General features: G+C 70.4%; 4 protein-coding genes and 2 tRNA genes. All 6 read right to left on the bottom strand.

Annotation, left to right across the window (positions count from 1 at the left end; genetic code table 11):
- Positions 1 to 189: 189 nt before the first annotated feature.
- Positions 190 to 262 (bottom strand) — tRNA-Ala (locus IE249_RS00090).
- Positions 263 to 399: 137 nt separating this feature from the next.
- Positions 400 to 633 (bottom strand): hypothetical protein, encoded by a 234-nt coding sequence (locus tag IE249_RS00085; protein WP_006136074.1) that lies wholly within the window; start codon positions 631 to 633, stop codon positions 400 to 402.
- A gap of 3 nt (positions 634 to 636) precedes the next feature.
- A complete protein-coding gene (locus tag IE249_RS00080) occupies positions 637 to 810 on the bottom strand; it encodes a hypothetical protein (RefSeq protein ID WP_189702704.1) in 174 nt (57 codons plus the stop codon).
- 288 nt (positions 811 to 1098) lie between these two features.
- Positions 1099 to 1171 (bottom strand) — tRNA-Ala (locus tag IE249_RS00075).
- Positions 1172 to 1288: 117 nt separating this feature from the next.
- Positions 1289 to 1966 (bottom strand): histidine phosphatase family protein, encoded by a 678-nt coding sequence (locus IE249_RS00070; RefSeq protein ID WP_189702703.1) that lies wholly within the window; start codon positions 1964 to 1966, stop codon positions 1289 to 1291.
- Positions 1957 to 2322: ribosome silencing factor (rsfS, locus tag IE249_RS00065; protein WP_229857118.1), on the bottom strand; the 366-nt coding region annotated here is incomplete at its 5' end. The genes IE249_RS00070 and rsfS, both read right to left, overlap by 10 nt.

The following is a 2322-nucleotide window of genomic DNA, read 5'->3' as shown; positions in this document are numbered from 1 at the left end:
GGCGCGCAGCGCAACCTGCCGGTCCTCTCCCAGGGCCGCGGCCGGCGCGCCCTGGGCCGCTGAGACACGCGCACGGCGGGCGCCCCTTCGACGGGGTGGCCCGCCGTTCGGCTTTGAGAACCCGCGCGATTTCCGGGCACGCAAGCGTCGAGGGCGGTCATCCTTCCGGATGACCGCCCTCGACTTCTGTGGAGCTAAGGAGAATTGAACTCCTGACCTCCTGCATGCCATGCAGGCGCTCTACCAACTGAGCTATAGCCCCTTGTTGTACCCCGCCCGGTTTCCCCGGCGGCGACGCCAACATTACAGGTCCCGGCGGCGCAGCACCAAATCGGTTTTCCCGGTGCCCGGTTTGCCCGGGAGGCCGGGTATATCCAGGGCGGATGGGGAGTTCGGGAGCTAGGCGGTCACAAAGGAGTAGAACCGCTTGAGCGTGCAGTGCTCCTCCAGCAGCCGGCCGTAGATCGGCTCGCCCTCCAGCTCCCGGTAGGTCTCGATGGGGTCGCCTTTTATGATCAGCGCCCGCGCGCACTCCTCGCACCAGTACTGGTAGTCGGGGTTGATCGGCTCCATGTCGCGGACGATCGGCGTACCGCTGCCGCACCAGTCGCACTTTCGCCTGTGTGCACCCATCGATCAGCTCCAGCTGTGGCCGCAGGCCGTGCACACGTACGAGATCCCGCCGTTGTCGCCGAGGACTTGGGCCACGTGGAGGGAACCGCAGGAAGGGCAGACGAGGCGGGTGACCGTGTCCCGTGTCAACGCCGCACCGAGGAGGTGACCGCCCTCCTCGAGGATGCTCGAAGGCATCGCTACTCCCTCCCGTCGGGCCGCGCCCCCTTCCGGCCGTTTGATTCTGCCACGGCCGGGCCAATACGGTCAGCGACGCCTCGGTACCAGTCCGGCCACGGCACCCGCCGCGACCGCCCCGGCCGGCACGTAAGCGCACGCCGAGAGCGCCTTCGCAGAGGTATACGCCCGCGGGGCCCAAGTGACTCAAGCCGGGAGCGGAAACCGGGAAACGCAGAAGATCCCGCCCCCCGGAAGGGACGGGATCATCATCACCGATCCTTGGCGACTCGACCGAGTGCCGATCAGTGGAGCTAAGGAGAATTGAACTCCTGACCTCCTGCATGCCATGCAGGCGCTCTACCAACTGAGCTATAGCCCCTTGCGTTCTCTCCCGCCCGGCGGGGCGAACAAGAAGAACTTTAGCCTGCGACCTGCCGGAAAGTGAAATCCGGGTCCCCCGGGGCTCGGCGAGGGCCCCGGGGCGGCCGGCACGGGGTCAGTCGTCGTCGCCGAGGACCGGCTCCGGCAGGGTGCCGGCGTTGTGCTCCAGCAGGCGCCAGCCGCGCAGGCCCTCGCCGAGGACCGACCAGCAGCAGTTGGACAGGCCGCCCAGGCTCTCCCAGTGGCGGGCCTCCAGGCCGAGCAGACGGCCGATGGTGGTGCGGATGGTCCCGCCGTGGCTGACCACCACGAGCGTGCCGTCCTCGGGCAGCTTCTCCACGTGGCGCAGCACCACGGGGGCGGCGCGGTCGGCGACCTCGGTCTCCAGCTCACCGCCGCCGCGGCGCACCGGCTCACCGCGCTTCCACGCCGCGTACTCCTCGCCGTACCGGGCGATGATCTCCTCGTGCGTCAGGCCCTGCCAGACGCCCGCGTAGGTCTCGCGCAGGCCCTCGTCCTGGGCGATCTCCAGGCCCGTGAGGGCGGCGAGCTCGCCGGCCGTGCGCGCGGCCCGCCTGAGGTCGGAGGAGACGATCGCGTCCGGCCCGAGGGAGGCCAGCAGCCGGGCGGCGCGGCGGGCCTGGCCGACGCCGGTCTCGGTGAGATCCACGTCCGTGGAGCCCTGGAAGCGCCGCTCGACGTTCCAGGACGTCTGGCCGTGCCGCCACAGGATGATGCGGCGGCCCCGGCCCGGAGCCCTGCCGGCCCCCGCGACGGCGCCGGTCACCGCCACTCACCGCCCGGCTGCGCCGACTCCTCGGCGGCCTGCAGCTTGGCGTGCTCCTCGGCCTTGCCCCGGGTGGCCCTGGCGTCCTCGGGCAGTTCGAGCTCGGGGCAGTCCTTCCACAGCCGCTCCAGGGCGTAGAAGACGCGCTCCTCGCTGTGCTGGACGTGGACGACGATGTCGACGTAGTCCAGCAGGACCCAGCGGGCCTCGCGGTCGCCCTCGCGGCGCACCGGCTTGACGCCGAGCTCCTTCAGCAGCCGCTCCTCGATCTCGTCGACGATGGACTTGACCTGGCGGTCGTTGGGTGCGGACGCCAGCAGGAAGGCGTCCGTGATCGACAGCACGTCGCTCACGTCGTAGGC

Source organism: Streptomyces anandii JCM 4720 (assembly GCF_014650655.1).
Taxonomy (GTDB): Bacteria; Actinomycetota; Actinomycetes; order Streptomycetales; family Streptomycetaceae; genus Streptomyces; species Streptomyces anandii.
Note: the sequence above shows the minus strand (reverse complement) of the source record. Positions and strands in the feature narration are given on the sequence as shown.

Bases quoted from the DNA above. Each gene is read 5' to 3' on its own strand.
- IE249_RS00085 (WP_006136074.1), bottom strand. From the start codon at position 633: ATGGGTGCACACAGGCGAAAGTGCGACTGGTGCGGCAGCGGTACGCCG.
- IE249_RS00080 (WP_189702704.1), bottom strand. From the start codon at position 810: ATGCCTTCGAGCATCCTCGAGGAGGGCGGTCACCTCCTCGGTGCGGCG.